Consider the following 15540-nt stretch of genomic DNA (forward strand, 5'->3'; position numbering starts at 1 on the left):
ACCCATCATCTTGTGGGTTCAGTCCGGCCGGTCCGGAGTGATGGAGGGAAGTTATGGCGAGTTTGAAAATTCCGCCTTCAGGGATCGAACGCACATTCCCTGAAGATGAATTCATTGTGAGCAAGACGGACCTGAAGGGCCGCATCACCTACGTCAACGAGGTGTTTTGCAAGGTTGCCCGTTACACTGAGCAAGAGGCGCTTGGAAAGCCACACTCTCTGGTCAGGCATCCCGACATGCCGCGCTGCGTCTTCAAGCTCCTGTGGGATACGGTGGAGAGCGGCAACGAGATTTTCGCCTATGTGGTCAATCTGGCCAAGGACGGGGCGCATTATTGGGTGTTTGCCCATGTCACCCCGACCTTCGACAATAACGGCGCCATCATCGGCTATCATTCGAACCGCCGCAAAGCGCGTCAGGAAGCGGTCAATGCCGTTTCCGGCCTGTACCGGACGCTGATCGAGATCGAGAACAAGCATTCCGATCGCAAGGAAGGCATGAACGCGGCCTTGAATACGGTGGTAAATCTTCTGAAAGACAAGGGGACGACCTATGAAGAATTTGTCCTCACTCTCTAAATCGCTGTTCGCGGGCGCGGCGGCGGTTGTCTTGATCGCGCTGGACGCGCTTTACAGTCTGGCGATCAAGCAGGAGATCGAGTTCAGCCTGCTTCTCGAGCTGGGCGCGATTGCGCTTGGCATTCCGGCCATGATTTGGCTGCGTCGCGCCGACAAGATGGTGCGCTGGACGGCCAAGGTCTGCGACGAGGCCGCGAAGGGCAATATGGAATCGCGCATCATCGACATTCGCGAGGCGGGCGAGTTCGGCCACATGCTGCACAGCATCAACAATGTCTTGGACATCGTTGACGCCTATTTGCGCGAGGCGGCGGCCTCGATGATGTATGTCAGCCAAGACAAGCTGTTCCGCAAGATCATCCCCACCGGCTTGCGCGGCGCTTATCTTCATGCCGCCAATCTGATCAATTCGGCCATTGATCACATGCACGGCAAGCTGGAAGCCTCGCAGAAACTGGCTGACAGTTTCGAGGGCAGCGTTCGCACCGTGGTGCAGGGCGTCGGCGTCGATGTGCAGGGCATGCTGGAACAGGCAAGTTCCATGAGCCGCAATCTTGAAGACACCAGCCGCAGTTCGTCGGTGGTTGCCCAGGCCGCCGATTCCGCCGCTGGCAATGTGCAAACCGTGGCGGCGGCCGCCGAAGAATTGGCGGCTTCGATTTCCGAAGTGCGCCGCCAGGTGGCGCAATCGACGGCGATCGCCCAGGCCGCCGTGGCCGAGGCCAGCAAGGCCAACGACATGATCGGCGGCCTTTCCAGCGCAGCGGGGCGCATCGGCGAAGTGGTGCAATTGATCAACGACATCGCCAGCCAGACCAATCTTCTTGCCTTGAACGCGACGATTGAGGCGGCCAGGGCGGGCGAGGCGGGCAAGGGATTCGCCGTGGTCGCCAACGAGGTCAAGCATCTGGCCAACCAGACTGCCAAGGCGGCCGAGGAAATCGTGCAACTGATCGGCAGCGTGCAGGGCGCTACGACCGACGCCGTGACTGGCATTCAGCGCATCGGCTCGACCATCGGCGAGATTCACGATTTGTCGAACGGCATCGAGGAAGCGGTCGAACAGCAGTCGCTGGCGACCGGCGAAATCGCGCGCAGCGTCGAACAGGCGGCGGCGGGAACCCGCGATGTGTCCAGCCATATCGCCGACATTACGCGGGCGACGTCGGACAACCAGATGGCGGCCAACGACCTGTTCGTCGCCGCCAAGAACCTGCATGGCAAAACCGACGATCTGGCGGGCAGCGTCGATCAGTTCATGGAAAGAATGCACAAGTTGTAACCTGCGTTCGTATCCCGACGGCAAGACAAAAGGCGGAGCAATCAACTGCTCCGCCTTTTCGTTTTCTAAAATCAAGCGTTCTTGCGACCGGAATGGCGAATCCAGATGGCGGTCAGATCATCGGTCCAAGGCGGCGGGAAGCGGCTCTCGAAGCGGCTCATCAGATACTCTAGCGGCATGGCTTCGCCCTGGCTTGCCTTGGCCAGTTCCATCAAACCGCTTTCCTCCAGCATCAACTCGTCCTTGTCCAGGTCTTCCGTCAGGGCGTCGCTGTAAAGAAGGATCTGCGCGCCTTCTGGGAAATCAATGGACATGTTCTCATAATCGGCATCCAGCATGGCGCCCAGGAAAATGCCGCTGGCATCCATCAAGACAGGTTCTTGCCCGGGCATCATCAGAATGGGCGAGGGCGCTCCGCCAGCCGCGTAATCGATGCGATTGTTCTTCATATCGAAAATGGCGTAAAGAACGGTGGCGAACTGGCCAACGGGAAGCAGAGGCTTCAAGGCGTTGTTCAATTCGGCCATCCATTTCGCGGGATCAAGTCCCGGCGGATGCTGGTCGAACAGGGTGTGCAGACGAAAGGCGTTCAAGGCGGCCGAGATTCCGTGGCCCGAGAAATCGGCCAGCACAAGACCAAGACGACCGTCTTCCAGCGAACGCAGATGCCAGAAATCGCCGCCCAGCTCGCTCGACGTTTCAAAGCGCGATTCGACGGTTAGCCCCAGCGTGGCGGGCAGGGTGGCAAGCCATGTCGGGTCGGGCAGCAACGAGCGCTGCATCTGGCTGGCCATCGCCAATTCCTGGGCGACCCGTTCGTGATACTGGCGAAGCGTGCCCACCAACAGGCGGTTTTCAAGGTGAATGCGCACGCGGGCCAGGACTTCCGGCGCATTGATGGGCTTGACCACCATGTCGGTGGCCCCGGCTTCGAAACATTCCACCCGTTCCCTGGGTTCGGAAAGCGCCGTATTGACCAGAACCGGCATGTCGCGCCATTCGGGGTTCTTGCGCAACAGGCGGCACATTTCGAAACCGTCCATGTTGGGCATCATGATGTCGAGCAAAATAAGGTCGGGCTTGAAACTCTCGACCTTGGCCAGTCCTTCAACGCCGTCCTTGGCGTGTTCGATGAACCCAACCCCCATCGACGTGACCAGGGCGGCCAGCAATTTGCGGTTCGGCTCCTGGTCGTCGATGATCAGAACACGGGTGTTTTTCAGGTCGGTCTTGCTGGAAACGGCGTTTAAAGCTGTCATGGAGCGAAGCTCATGGTCAGGCTGCGCCCGTGCTCGGCGATGGTGACGTTGCTGGCCAAGCTGCGGATCAGAGTGAAACCCCGACCACACTTGGCTTCCAATTGCGGAGGAGCGCTAAAATTGCTGATGTCGTAGCCGCGCCCTTCGTCATGCACTTCAATATCCAGGCTCTCCTGAGTCCAAGTCGCCAAAATTTCAATCCGCCGGTTGGCGTAAAGCGGCGTCACCAGACGTTCATTGACCAAATCGCAATATAGCTCGAAGTCGGCGGGGTCGTTGCGCAGCACGCTGGCGATATCCAGGTTGCCGTGCACCATGGCATTGGAAAGCGCCTCGTCGACCGCCGTTTCGATATCGTAGCGCCGCTCCTCGCTTAGAGGCAGGCGATGGCTGCAAATGGAGCAAAGCACGCTTGTCAGATCAACCTGAAAGGCGGTGGCGGTGCTCAAAGACATGTAAAGCCCGCGCATCTCAATCGCGCGCGAAAGCCGCAGACTGAATGCGCTTTGGGGAACGGGCGTTTCGATCAGCGCGTAGGGCGGCTCTGTCGCCATCAAGCGCAGCATGTCTTCCCGGCTGGGGGAGGCGGCCGCCACGACGAGGGCGTCTTCCAGATTGTCCGTCAGCGCATAACCGTTGCGAACAGCGATTTCTTCAACATCGCTCCGTCCCACGCCCGCTATCGCTAGGAGTGGTCTTGTCATCACGCTAGGGGTCAATCTTCCATTGCAAAGAGTTTGTTGAACTTCGCCACTTCCATGATGCGCTTCACCTGCCCCTTGGCGCCCTTCAGAATCAGGCTGACGCCCTTGCTGATCGCAGTGTCGCGGGCCAGCAGAACCATGCCCAGGGCGGCGGAGTCGATGAATTCCACGCCGGAAAGATCAAGGACGAAGCGCTTGTTTCCCGGTTCCTGGAACATGGCGATGATCGACCTGAATCCATTGTGATCGGCGAAAGTCAGGCGGCCGGTCAGAACGACTTCCTTTCCTTCGGCTACGGACCGCACGGTATGTTCCATTTCAAACGCTCCCTCTTGAAACCGGTTCGCGCTCCGGCACGACCGGAACGCAGGCGACTTGGGATATCAGACGATCAGCTTCATCCCCTGTCAAGATTTTACGGCGTATCAAGGCCAAGTAAACAAAAAGAAATGGCGACAATTTGACTAAAATCGGCCCTTATCTGCACGCCAAGGGAAGCATAACACATGAAGCAAGATTGCGGTCACCGAAATCAGCATCCTTGCCAGACGGGGGGGCGTTTTTCGATGAAAGCGTCGATTCCTTCGCAGGCGTCGCGCGTTTCCAGGTTGCGGACCATGACCTGCCCGGCATAGGCGTAGGCTTGGTCGTAATCCATCTCGATCTGGCGGTAGAAGGCCTCTTTGCCGATGGCCAGGGTCGAGGGCGATTTGGCCTTGATGGATTGGGCCAGTTCGTTCACGGCCTCGTCCAGGCGGTCTTCGGGCACCACGCGATTGATCAACCCCATGGACAGGGCCTGCTGGGCCGGAATGGGATTGCCGGTCAGCAGCATTTCCATGGCTTGCTTGCGTGGCACGTTGCGAGATAGGGCGACCATGGGCGTTGAACAAAACAGGCCGATATTCACCCCGGGAGTGGCGAATTTGGCGTGATCGACGGCCACGGCCAGGTCGCAAGAGGCCACCAACTGACATCCGGCGGCGGTCGCCATGGCATGGACGCGCGCGATCACGGGTTGGGGAAGGCGAATGATCGACAGCATCACCGCCGAGCAACGGTCGAACAAGTCCTGATAGGCGGCCTTGGTGGGGGTGGCGCGCACTTCCTTCAGGTCGTGGCCCGCGCAGTAGGCCGGACCATTGGCGCCCAGCACCACGACGCGGATCGATTTGTCCTTGGCGATGGCCTCCATCTCCTTTTGCAAGGCGTCGATCAGGGCCAGCGACAGGGCGTTGCGGGCCTGGGGGCGGTTCAAGGTCAGGCGGGCGATGCCGTCATTGTCTTCACGTAGCAGGATCGGTGCGTCGGTCATGGCGTTTCCTTTTCTCCATCTTGGGGCTGTGCGCCGTTTCCACCAATGTGCCTCTTGCCCTGGCCCGCTTCAAGGAGCAATCCTTGCGCGGTCAGTTTGAAACAAAAGCGAGGAATGCATGTCCCGAATCGCATTGGACGAGTTCCAGGCCCTGTTGGATGCCGAACTGCCCCTGGTCGAGATTTTCCGTATGAAGGCCCTGTCTCTCGGCCCAGGCAATTGCCATATGCGCATGGCCTATAGTCCCGAGCTGATCCGCCCTGGCGGCACAATCGCGGGACCAGCCTTGATGGCGCTGGCCGATGCCTGCATGTATGGCGTGGTGCTAAGCCAGATCGGACGCGTGGCTTTGGCGGTCACGACCAATTTCAACATCAATTTCCTCAGGAAACCCGCCAATACCGGGATTCTTGCCGTGGGCAGCAGCATCAAGCTTGGCAAGCGTCTGGCCGTCATGGAGGTCAGCCTGTTTTCCGAAGACGACAATGAATTGGTGGCTCATGCCACGGGAACCTATTCCATTCCGCCCAATCGGGACTGAAGATGGCTTGCCCTGAACTGGAATGGCGGCTAACCTATTGAACATTCGTAAAATGCGGGACGTGCAAGACAGTGTCCTATTTCACCTGGCAAGATAAGTTCGATACGGGCATCGAGGATGTCGACCGGGATCATCGGATTCTTGCCGACTTGATCAGCCAGCTTCACGATGCTTTCGCGTCCGGCAAGGGCGACATGTCGATCGGTCCGGTGCTGGCCGTACTGGTCGATTACACCGATTACCATTTCAAGCGCGAAGAAGCGCTGATGAACCAGTATGGCTATCCCGAGACGCCAGCCCATAAGGCCGAACACGATTCCCTGAAAACAAAAGTTTACGACATCCGCAAGCGCTTCGAAGCGGGCGAGGGTGCCGCCATCGGCAACGAACTGTTGGCCTTTCTTCATTTCTGGCTGTATTTCCACATCCTGGATGTCGATATGGCCTTCCGCGACTTCTTCATCGAGAAGGGCGTCGCCAAGCCTCACCTTTGAGGTTATCGGATCAGACAAAATGGCACGACATTTTTGACAGTCTGGCGATATCTGTCAGCTTGTCATGGTCGTCTTTGGCTGTATTTGTTCATATCTCATTGATTCTATACATCTTGTGATTCGTGGGTGCTGGTGGCACATGATTTGCTATGTACAAAGTAATTGAGGTCATTGGCTTCGGGAGCCGCAGTCCTCAAAGAAGGGAAAAGGAACGGCTACGCGACAGCGTTGCCGGTTCGAGTTGCTCCCCTGTGGGGGATTGTGGGCAAGGGATTGCTTCGCGACCGGAACGGGGCGTCATGTGCGAGTGGATGATGGGAGTCACGACCCATACTTCGTTCGCCGTGCGCCCCGCCATCGCAAAAGGGGCTGGTTGCTTGCCTAATGCCGCAAAGGCAGGAGACTTGTTTGAACAACAAAAAAGCCTTTAATGACTTTCGCCGGGTTGCTGTTGAAGATCTGGCTCTTTTCTCTCGCCTGATGGCCGCCGAACTTGATCGCCCCCTGTTGGAGTGGCTGCGCGTCAGCCGCTACCCCCAAGGACTCGGGCTTTCTTTGCAAGATGCGGCCTCTGATCGTGGGATCCAGCTTTTATCGATGGCCGTCAACGCCTTGCCCGATGTGGGCGCGCGCCAGGGCCGCGATGAACTGGCTTTGGATTACACAAACATCTTCATGTCACGCGAACGCAAAGATTTCGCCACGGAAAGCTATTGGTTTACTGAAAGCGGTTTTCAGCGCCGGGAAATGGTTGAGGCGTTTTATGAGCGCCACGGCTACTCAATTGCCGACCGGCTGCAGCGTCCGCCCGATACACTGGCCTTCGAGCTTGGCTTTCTCGCCCATCTGCTGGACGACGAGAAGCAGCCACCAGCGCAAATGCTGGGATCGTCCCGGCGGTTCCTGACGACGCATTTGATTGCCTGGGTTCCGCAGTTTTCCTCAGCCATGCTCGAGATGAGCGCCACGCCATTTTACCAGGGGCTGGCGCATCTGCTGGGTGCCTATCTTCCCGCCTTGGAGGATGCGCTGGGGAAAGTCGAGGGTGACATTTTGTCAGTTCCGGCCTAAGCTCAAGGCCAATCACAAGGAATTGACGATCAATGGCGCCAGTCTGGTTGATTCCCCTTAGCGCTTTCATTGCGGCGGCCATTGCCTTCGCCGTCGCTTGGCGTTTGTCCCGCAGGCAAGCCTTGCAGCCTCTGAGAGACATCGATGCGGCCAGCCGGGCCATCCTGGGCGGCGATTTGTCGGCACGCGTCAGGCCTGCGGGAACCGGTGAGTTGGAACTTCTGGGCCAATCCTTCGACGCGATGGCGGATCACCTGAAGGGCACGCTCGAGCGGCTGAAGGAACAAGAGGGATTTCTGCAAGCGCTGATCGATGCCGATCCAGACGGCGTTCGCGTTCTGGCCTCGGACGGCACGATTCTGATGGCCAACAAGGCCTATGCGCGCATGTTGGGAATCGAACCCGGCAACGAGCTGGGAAAACGTTGCTACGAGTCCAGCCACGGGCGCAGCGAACCTTGCGCGCCAACATTGATCACCTGTCCCCTGCATGAAATCGCGGTCAATGGATTGCCGGTGAAGACCGTGCAAGTGATTCGCCTGAAGGGAGGCCAGGACCGCCATGTCGAGGTGCATGCGGCCCCCCTGGTCGCCTCGGATGGCCGTTTGTTGGTGGTGGAATCGATTCGCGATCTGGCTAGCGACATCCGATTCTCGCACGAGCAGAAATTGTCGGCGATCGGCCAGTTGGCCGCCGGCGTCGCCCATGAAATCCGCAATCCCCTGGCATCGGTGCGCCTAGCCCTGCAAAGCCTGATCAAGCAGGGCGAGGCGGGGCGGGTCAATATCGACAGTCTGATGGATTATCTAAGGTTGGTCGATAGCCAGGTGGACAAATGCATAGACGTCACCACCCGGCTTTTGAAACTCTCGGTCAATCAAAGTGGGCAGTTGCAAATCGTTCCCTTGCGCACCGCCATCGAGGAAACCGTGTCGCTTCTGTCATTCGAGGCGGAGAAAAACAATATCGAGGTCTCGTTGAATCTGCCCGCCAAGGAATTGTCGGTCATGGCCGCCGATGGCGATTTCAGGATGGTCATGCTCAACCTGTTTCAGAATGCGTTTCACGCCATGCCGGATGGCGGCAAACTGTCCGTCTCGGCCAGCGCCGACGACAAATGGGTGGATATCGAGGTGGCCGACAACGGAATCGGCATCAAGCCCGAGATGATGAGCCGCATCTTTCAGCCCTTCTTTTCATCACGGGCCGATGGCGTCTCTGGTTCCGGAATCGGCCTGACCATCTGCAAGGGCATCGTCGAGCGGTCCGGCGGCGCCATTCACGCCGTCAGTTGGCCGGGCGGCGGGGCCAAGTTCATCGTGCGCCTGCCCAGACCGGGCTTGCTGTGAAAATCCATCATCATTGGGGATGCCGATGCGTCAGCGCATTCTGGTTCTAGAAGACGACAAGATTTTAAACCGCCTGCTGGTCGATCAGCTTGAGCGCTTCGGCTATGACGTGGCGGGGCGCACGCGCTGGAGCGAGGCGGAAATCTTCATCGATGAGAATGAGCCGGATCTGTTGATCCTGGATTGCAGGCTTCCCGACGCGGACGGGATCGAGCTTCTGGCGCGCCTCAACAACCAATTCCCCATCGTGATGCTGACCGCTTTCGCTTCGGTCGAGAATGCGGTCAGCGCGATCAAGAACGGAGCCGCGGAATATCTGGTCAAGCCAGTCAATATCGACGAGTTGGAAGTGGTGGTGAAGCGAGCGCTTGAGAACGCCGCGATCCGTCGCGAACATCGCTTCTTGAAAAGCCGGATGTCGCACGCGACCCCCATGGTCGGCAACTCGCCCGCCTTATCGGACGTCAACCGCTTGATCGACGCCGTGGCCGCCAGCGACATGACCGTGCTGATTCAGGGCGAAAGCGGCGTCGGCAAGGAGCTGGTGGCCAATGCTATCCATGAAAGATCCAGCCGGTCTTCGCGCAACTTCGTCGCCGTCGATTGCTGCACGCTGCAAAAGCACCTTTTCGAATCGGAATTGTTTGGCCATGAAAAGGGATCATTCACCAGTGCTGACCGTCAGAAGAACGGCCTGATCGAGGGCGCCATCGAAGGTACGCTGTTTCTGGACGAGATCGGTGAAATCGAAGGCGCCGTGCAGGCCAAATTGCTGCGCGTTCTGGAAACCGGACGTTTCAGACGCGTCGGCGGTACCCGCGACCATGTCGCCAATGTGCGAATCGTCGCCGCCACCAATCGCGACCTGTCCCAGATGGCGACCAGCGGTCAGTTCAGATCCGACTTGTTCTATCGCCTGAACGCCTTCGTCATTACGGTGCCGCCCCTGCGCGACAGACAGGGCGACATCGCTTTGCTGGCGGCGCATTTCATCAGCAATCACGATTTCTCGCGCCGGGTCGAGAAAGTGCTGGCGCCGACGGCGCTTTCCCGCCTTGAGGCCTATTCCTGGCCGGGCAACATCCGCGAGCTGAAGAACGTGGTCGAGCGCGCCATCATCCTGTCGGGAAATTCGCCTGAGATCGACGAGCGGCATCTGGCCCTGCCCAGCGATCTTGGATCAATTCCCTCGCCATCCAGCCAGCCCACGTCGAATGGTTTTTTCCTGAGCCTTGGACAAGAACCGACGTTGGAAGACATCAAAAGAGCCTATCTGGCCGATTTGCTCGAGCGCCATGCCGGGCATCGCGCCCGCGTGGCCAGGGTGCTGGGCATCAGCGAGCGCAACACCTACCGTTTGATCCAGAAATTCGGCCTCGAGCAGATCGTCTGAAATCGAATGAGCCGCTTCCCCTAAAAAATGGGGCGGCAGTTGCCTGCCGCCCCAAAGTGGAGGGAGCTAACGTACTCACTGCTAAATCAAGTTCCTTGCAGGGCCGCCGGGCGCGGTTTGCGGGCAGCCGCCGTGATCAGTTTGCGCAGCTTGGCGAGGGCGGCATTTTCGATCTGACGCACGCGTTCGCGCGAAATGCCGTAGAAGCGGGCGAAGGCCTCCAGCTTTTGCGGCTGGTCGCTCAAATGGCGTCCGGCCACGATATGGCGCTCGCGTTCGGACAAAGTGGCCAGGGCCTCTTTGAGCAATTGGCGACGCTGTTCGCTTTCCTGCCCCGCCATCGCCAGCGCCTCGGGATCAAGGCCTGGGTCGGCCATCAGATCGCCAAGGCTGGCGCTGTCTTCTTCATGGCCCACCGGCTCGTCAAGCGAGCGCATGGGCCTGGACAGCAGCGAGTCGACTTCCTCCAGCGTTTCCAGGGACACATCCAGGCGCTTGGCCGCTTCGATCGCCAGTTCGCGCGGCAGCGGGCCAGAGCGTCCGGGCATCAGTTCGGCCTTCAAGCCGCCCAGTTTGAAGAACAGCCGCTTATGGACCTCGCTGGCGGAAATGGACAGGGCCGAGAAATTCTTCAGCACATGGTCGAGCAGGGCGGCGCGGACCCACCAAGTGGCGTAGGTGGCGAAACGCACGCCGCGCTCGGGGTCGAACTTGTCCAAGGCGCGCATCAAGCCCAGATTGCCTTCGCCGACCAGATCGTCGAGCAGCAGCGCGTTGTTTTGGAACCGGCGCGCCTGGGCGCGCACCAAGGGCTGAAAAGCCTTCACGATGCGCTCGGCAGCCTTAGGGTCTCGGCAAGACAGCCAGCGACGGGACAGAAGCGTTTCTTCTTCCGCGGTCAACGAGGCCTCATAGGGATAGGACATCACAATCTCCTAGCTCAGTTCCTTGCTGGGAACGGATGAAAGGATGGCTTGGATACTGTGATTGGTCCAATTAATTTATATTGATGTATTAATAAGAAAATAGTATCAATACGACATGCTCAGCATCAGACAGTTGCGGGCCTTGGTGGCCCTGGCCGATACGGAACATTTTCGCAAGGCGGCTGAACGCGTGCACGTCACGCAGCCGGCGTTGAGCACGCAAATTCAATCGCTTGAGGCGCATCTCGGCATCATGCTGGTCGAACGGACCAAGCGCCGGGTGGTGTTCACCGCCGCCGGTCGCGCCTTGGCCGAGCGGGCCAGGGCCATTTTGGCCGGAGTGACCGATTTCGAGGCTTCGGCCCGCGCCTTCGCGTCACCGTTGGAGGGGCTGCTCAGAATTGGCGTGGCGCCGACCCTGGGTCCGTATCTGCTGCCCCACGTCTTGCCGAACTTGAAAGCCAGATATCAAAGCCTGCGCCTTTATCTGCGAGAAGAGCGGCTTGAGCGGCACTTGGCCGAACTGGCCAGCGGTGAGATGGATCTGGTCATGGGGCTGGGACCCTTGGACGGAGAGGGGCGCATCTCGACTCCCTTGTTCAACGAGCCGCTCTGGCTGGCCTTGCCAGCCGATCATCCCCTGGGCGCCAAAGAGAAGGTGCGTCCATCGGATCTGGCCGGTTTGTCGTTGGTCTTGTTCGAGCGCGATGGCGACGGGTTGCGCGATATCGGGTTGGGGCTTTGCCGCGCCAACGGCGCCAAGGAACATCCAGATTTCAAGGCGACCAGCTTGGATACTTTGCGCCAGATGGTGGCCTCGGGCCTGGGGCCTTGCCTGCTTCCCGCCCTTTATGTGACGGCCGAGGCGTTGGACGATCCGCAGATCGCCATGCGCCCATTTATGGCTCCAGCCCCCTGCCGCAGAATCGATCTGGCTTGGCGGCGCACCGATCCCAGGGCCGAGACGTTCATGGAACTGGCGGAACTCTTGCGTCAGGTGCTTCCCACTTCGGTTCAGGCCGTATCTTAAGCCGCCTAAAAAGCGGAACGCCGCGTCGGGGGCGCGGCGTTCCTTGGGACGGTGACGGATGGGGGGTGGGGGGTTACCCGTCTACCGTCTTCTCTGTGTGGGTTGGGGCGCGCCAACAGCGCTTGGTCCGATCCTTTTCCCCACCACCACGGCACCTTGTGCCGACATCTCGCAATGACTTCGTTGGCTGATTTTGATTTGGACTTAGTACAAATCAGAGGAATACCAACTGCCATCTTCTGGTTTAAAAAATACTTCAAATTTTGATTTGTGGAAACAGGCAAATCATCCTTTAGTGATTTGAAACAATAACATTATTATTTAATAATGCATTTTCATAAAATTCGATGCAAATCCGACCGGTGGCGGTTCTGTGCGTTTTTTCATGCTCTCGGCGGGTTGGAATGGTAATGTCCTCAAACATTATGTTGTTGTTTGGGGAAATTCTAAGAAGACGGACCTTCTGCGGATGAGAAGAGATTTTTCCTAATGCCGAGCTGGCTAAAAAAAATTTCCCTCCTGACCCGGCTGGCGCATGCTGGGCTTGTCGCTCTTTTTCTTCTGGCGCCCTTTCCCTCCGTTTCGCAGGACCTGCCGGTTCGTGAATTGGTGATCCGAAGCAAGGATGGAACGGAGCATCGTTTCATGGTCGAAGTCGCCGCCAGCACGGCAAGCCGCGCCAAGGGGCTGATGTATCGGCGAGAACTGGCGCCCGACGCCGGCATGCTGTTCGATTTCGAAGTGACGTTGCAGATATCCATGTGGATGAAGAATACGTTGTTGCCGCTAGACATGTTCTTCGTGGTTGAAAGTGGGCGTATCGTCAACATCGCGGAGCGGACGGTGCCGGGTTCCCTGCTTGCCATTCCGGCTGACGAGCCGGTTCGCTATGTAATTGAACTGGTCGGCGGAACGGCCTCGCGGCTTCGCTTGAAAGCCGGTGACAAGGTGATCAAGGGCCTTGGTCCGTGATCTGGCATTGTCCGTCATGCCGTCAGATGTTATGACGCTCGCGCCATGACATCCGCCATCTTCGAAAAATCAATGAACGCGCTTGCCTCGCTTGTGGGCTTGGTTCTTCGCCACGCCCTGGCTGTCGGCCTGGGTTACGCCCTTCTGGTGGGAGTGGGCGGCTACTGGGCGGCCACGCACATCAAGATACGCACCGACACAAGCGGCATGTTGTCGCCCGATCTGCCGTTCCAGCGCCTGTCTGCGGATATCTCGAAGGCCTTCCCCCATCTGAACGACACGCTTCTGGTGGTGGTGGATGCCGACACGCCCGATTTGGCCGACGATGCCGCCTTGCTGCTGGCCAGCGCCTTGCGCAAGCACAGCGACCTGTTTCCCGGCGTCCAAGACATTGAAGGCGAGGCGTTTTTTCGCACCAATGGATTGCTTTACGAGGATGCAGGACAGCTAGAGCAACTTAGCGACCGGCTGGCCCAGGCGCAGCCTTTTCTTGCCAGCCTGTGGCGCGATCCCAGCCTGCGTGGGCTTTTCCATATCCTGGGGCTGTCCGTCGAAGCCGAGCGCAAAGGGCAAGTTGGTCCCGGCTTGTCGGCAAGACCCGTCTTGGAATCCTTAGCCGAAATCGCCGAGGCGCAGGCGCAGGGGGACTTCAAAACCTTGTCCTGGCGCAACATGATGAGCGGCCAGTCCTCCGGCAAGCCGGGGCGCCGCTTCATTTTGTTGGCGCCAAAACTGGACAATGGCTCGCTGGCTCCCGGCAAGGCGGCGATGGACAGGGTGCGCGACTTGGCGCGCAGCCTGATGCTGGTGCCGGAGCGCGGTGTTCGCGTGCGCCTGACCGGTTCGGTCGCTTTGGCCGACGAGGAATTGAAAAGCGTTGCCGAGGGGATGGGCTGGGCGAATGGGGCCGCCTTGCTTCTTGTCGTTGGTCTGCTGGTCGTGGGGCTGCGCAATATGCGACTTGTTGCATCCGTGCTGGTCACGCTGCTGGCGGGATTGGTTCTTTCGACGGCCTTTGCAACCCTGGCGGTCGCCAAGCTCAATCTGATTTCCGTGGCTTTCGCCGTTCTGTTCATCGGCCTTGGCGTCGATTTCGGCATTCACTTCGCGCTGCGCTTCCGTGAGGCCCGCGAGCGCGGCGACGATCCCCAATCTTCCGTGCTGTGGGCCGCTAGAACGGTCGGCGGGCCGCTGACTTTGTGTGCTGTGACGGCGGCCATTGGCTTCTTTTCCTTCCTGCCGACCGATTATATCGGCCTGGCCGAGTTGGGACTGATCGCAGGGGCAAGCATGTTCATCGCCCTGATCTGCAATCTGACCTTGCTGCCCGCCTTGCTGATCTTGTGGCCGCCCCGTTTGAGGCCCGCTGCGCCCCGAGAGGTGGGTGGACGGGGCTTGCTGTTGCGCCATCCTAAAAGCGTGGTGGCCGTGGCGAGCCTGCTGGCGCTGGCGGGGGCGGCCTTTTTGCCGCAGACGCGTTTCGATTTCGATCCCTTGCGCTTGAAGGATCCAAGGACGGAATCGGTGTCCACCTTGTTCGACATTGCCGACAAGCCGCGTTCGGGTCCCTATGGCATCACGATTCTGGCGGCCAATCTGGCCGAGGCGAAGGAGCTGACCAGACGCTTGCGCGACTTGCCAGAAGTGGCGGAGGCCTCGTCGATCGGCGATTACGTACCCAAGGACCAGGAGATCAAGCTGGAAATTTTGTCGGTGACGGGCATGTTCCTGACCCCGCTGCTGGGCAATGAACGGCTCGAGCCGCCGACGGATGTCGGGCAACGACAGGCTTTTCAGGATTTCATCGACCTCTTGGGGCAATCTCAAGACCCGGTGTCGGTCAGGCTTTATTCTGCCTTGAACCGTCTTCCCGACACGCATGAGGCCAGGGCGGAGTTCGAACGGCGCGTGGTGGGCGGGGCGCATAAGCGTCTGCTGGATTTGCGCCAGACGATGAATGCGGCTCCTTTCGGCATCGACGATCTTCCCGAAGACTTGCGCCGCAACGAAATTGCCGCCGACGGTCGGGTGAAGGTCAAGGCCTATCCCAAGGGCGACATGCGCGACCAAAAGGTGTTGGCCAAATTCGTTGAAGCGGTGCGTTCGGTCTCGCCCGAAGCCTCTGGCGGCCCCGTCACCATCTATGAGGCGTCGCTGGCTGTTCTGGGCGCTTTCGCCCAGGCCTTGTTGACGACGCTGTCGCTGCTATTGGTCCTGATGGTTCTCTTGCTTCGGCGCAGGCGCGATGTAGCGCTGGTCTTCGCCCCCTTGCTGCTGGCGGCTTTGCTGCTGCTGCCGATCAGCGTGCTGGGCGATCTTCCCTTCAATTTCGCCAATGTGATCGTGCTGCCGCTTTTGTTCGGGCTTGGCATCGCCAATGGCATTCAGTTCGTCTACCGCGAAAAACTCGAGAAGGACACGGCCCGCGTGCTGGCTTCCACCACGCCCAGGGCCGTTGTCTTCTCGGCGCTGACAACCATGGTCTCGTTCGGAAGCCTGGCGGTTTCAAGCCATCCCGGAACGTCGAACATGGGAATCCTGCTGGCCGTGGCGCTTACGCTGGTGCTGACGGCCACGTTGTTCTTCCTGCCCGCCTTGATGCAGGTGTGGAAGCGCAGGTGAAAGG

The 15540-nt window shown here is 59.1% G+C and carries 15 protein-coding genes; 10 read left to right on the forward strand and 5 right to left on the reverse strand.

What is annotated here, in order from left to right; translation table 11 throughout:
* Window positions 1-53 precede the first annotated feature (53 nt).
* Both HQL44_00100 and HQL44_00105 read left to right on the forward strand, forming a co-directional pair.
* The gene (locus HQL44_00100; protein MBF0266968.1) at window positions 54-578 is read left to right on the forward strand and encodes a PAS domain-containing protein; all 525 of its coding nucleotides are present in this window, start codon (window positions 54-56) and stop codon (window positions 576-578) included.
* Complete coding sequence (locus HQL44_00105; GenBank protein MBF0266969.1) at window positions 553-1860, forward strand: hypothetical protein; 1308 nt, start codon at window positions 553-555, stop codon at window positions 1858-1860. Before HQL44_00100 ends, HQL44_00105 begins: the two co-directional genes overlap by 26 nt.
* Window positions 1861-1931: 71 nt before the next feature.
* Here HQL44_00105 and HQL44_00110 read toward each other — a convergent pair whose 3' ends face one another.
* The 4 genes from HQL44_00110 to HQL44_00125 form a co-directional block, all read right to left on the reverse strand.
* A complete protein-coding gene (locus tag HQL44_00110) occupies window positions 1932-3119 on the reverse strand; it encodes a fused response regulator/phosphatase (GenBank protein ID MBF0266970.1) in 1188 nt (395 codons plus the stop codon).
* Complete coding sequence (locus tag HQL44_00115; protein MBF0266971.1) at window positions 3116-3793, reverse strand: ATP-binding protein; 678 nt, start codon at window positions 3791-3793, stop codon at window positions 3116-3118. The genes HQL44_00110 and HQL44_00115 overlap by 4 nt, the downstream gene beginning before the upstream one ends.
* A 41-nt stretch (window positions 3794-3834) precedes the next feature.
* Window positions 3835-4140 (reverse strand): STAS domain-containing protein, encoded by a 306-nt coding sequence (locus tag HQL44_00120; protein ID MBF0266972.1) that lies wholly within the window; start codon window positions 4138-4140, stop codon window positions 3835-3837.
* 215 nt (window positions 4141-4355) lie between these two features.
* Complete coding sequence (locus HQL44_00125) at window positions 4356-5138, reverse strand: enoyl-CoA hydratase (protein ID MBF0266973.1); 783 nt, start codon at window positions 5136-5138, stop codon at window positions 4356-4358.
* Window positions 5139-5256: 118 nt separating this feature from the next.
* Between HQL44_00125 and HQL44_00130 the strand changes: the two genes are divergently transcribed.
* The 5 genes from HQL44_00130 (at window position 5257) to HQL44_00150 (ending at window position 9986) form a co-directional block, all read left to right on the forward strand.
* Window positions 5257-5679, forward strand: a complete 423-nt coding sequence (locus tag HQL44_00130) for a PaaI family thioesterase (protein ID MBF0266974.1) — start codon at window positions 5257-5259, stop codon at window positions 5677-5679.
* A gap of 71 nt (window positions 5680-5750) precedes the next feature.
* Window positions 5751-6173 (forward strand): hemerythrin family protein, encoded by a 423-nt coding sequence (locus tag HQL44_00135; GenBank protein ID MBF0266975.1) that lies wholly within the window; start codon window positions 5751-5753, stop codon window positions 6171-6173.
* Window positions 6174-6581: 408 nt separating this feature from the next.
* Entirely contained in the window at window positions 6582-7244 is a 663-nt protein-coding gene (locus tag HQL44_00140; protein MBF0266976.1) for a molecular chaperone TorD family protein, read from the forward strand.
* A gap of 32 nt (window positions 7245-7276) precedes the next feature.
* Window positions 7277-8593, forward strand: coding sequence for a PAS domain-containing protein (locus HQL44_00145; GenBank protein MBF0266977.1), 1317 nt, complete (start codon window positions 7277-7279; stop codon window positions 8591-8593).
* Between the two features lie 25 nt (window positions 8594-8618).
* Complete coding sequence (locus HQL44_00150; protein ID MBF0266978.1) at window positions 8619-9986, forward strand: sigma-54-dependent Fis family transcriptional regulator; 1368 nt, start codon at window positions 8619-8621, stop codon at window positions 9984-9986.
* Between the two features lie 86 nt (window positions 9987-10072).
* On the opposite strand, the gene HQL44_00155 is transcribed toward HQL44_00150, so the two are convergent.
* On the reverse strand, window positions 10073-10912 hold the full coding sequence (locus HQL44_00155) for a sigma-70 family RNA polymerase sigma factor (GenBank protein ID MBF0266979.1): 840 nt from the start codon (window positions 10910-10912) through the stop codon (window positions 10073-10075).
* 115 nt (window positions 10913-11027) lie between these two features.
* Here HQL44_00155 and HQL44_00160 point away from each other — a divergent pair, with 115 nt between their 5' ends.
* The 3 genes from HQL44_00160 (at window position 11028) to HQL44_00170 (ending at window position 15536) form a co-directional block, all read left to right on the forward strand.
* Window positions 11028-11942: a LysR family transcriptional regulator gene (locus HQL44_00160; GenBank protein ID MBF0266980.1), complete on the forward strand. Its 915-nt coding sequence runs from the start codon at window positions 11028-11030 to the stop codon at window positions 11940-11942.
* A gap of 489 nt (window positions 11943-12431) precedes the next feature.
* Window positions 12432-12914: a DUF192 domain-containing protein gene (locus HQL44_00165; GenBank protein ID MBF0266981.1), complete on the forward strand. Its 483-nt coding sequence runs from the start codon at window positions 12432-12434 to the stop codon at window positions 12912-12914.
* 72 nt (window positions 12915-12986) lie between these two features.
* Window positions 12987-15536: an MMPL family transporter gene (locus HQL44_00170; GenBank protein MBF0266982.1), complete on the forward strand. Its 2550-nt coding sequence runs from the start codon at window positions 12987-12989 to the stop codon at window positions 15534-15536.
* Window positions 15537-15540 lie beyond the last annotated feature (4 nt).

The sequence above is a fragment of the Alphaproteobacteria bacterium genome, from assembly GCA_015231795.1.
Taxonomy (GTDB): Bacteria; Pseudomonadota; Alphaproteobacteria; order Rhodospirillales; family WMHbin7; genus WMHbin7.